Raw genomic sequence first — 540 nt, 5'->3', positions numbered from 1 at the left:
AGCACGGAGCGCTCCGGCAAGTCACAGCTAAACCTTGGATACCTGGTCAACAACAAGCTCGAATACCGCGGTGAAGGCCAGGAGCTTCGTACATCGGGATGGGGGGCAATCCGCGCTGGAAAGGGCGTGATGGTGACCACCTACGATCGCCCGGGTGCCAATGGCAAACAACTCGACATGCAGGAGACCACCGCGCAGCTCGAAAGCGCGCTGGAGCTTGCCAAAGCCCTTGCAAGCTCCGCAAACAGCGCGAAGGCCGAGCCTGCGGACACCGCCGCCCAGCAGCAGGTCAAGGAAGATCTCGACGGGCTGAAGAAGCCGGGCCTCCTCATGAGCACGCCGGCTTCGGCGGGGCTCGTGGCGGCCGGGGGGATCCAGTTTGCTGCGCAGGACAACCTGAGTGCCACCGCAGGCAAGAGCGTCGATTTCAGCGTGCTCAAGAGCTTTACGGCCGCCGTCGGCGAAAAGATTTCGCTCTTCGTGCAGAAGTGCGGCATCAAAATTTTCGCCGCGAAGGGTCCCGTCCAGTTCCAGGCCCAA

Annotated in this window: 1 protein-coding gene; it reads left to right on the top strand. The window is 62.4% G+C overall.

Annotation, left to right across the window (positions count from 1 at the left end; all coding sequences use genetic code 11):
- A partial coding sequence (locus tag U5805_RS31585; protein WP_322107405.1) for a type VI secretion system Vgr family protein occupies nucleotides 1-540 on the top strand: 540 nt, incomplete at both ends.

It is taken from the genome of Paraburkholderia sp. J41, from assembly GCF_905220235.1.
GTDB lineage: Bacteria > Pseudomonadota > Gammaproteobacteria > Burkholderiales > Burkholderiaceae > Paraburkholderia.
The sequence above is the reverse complement of the archived record's forward strand: the minus strand, read 5'-3'. Positions and strand labels throughout refer to the sequence as shown.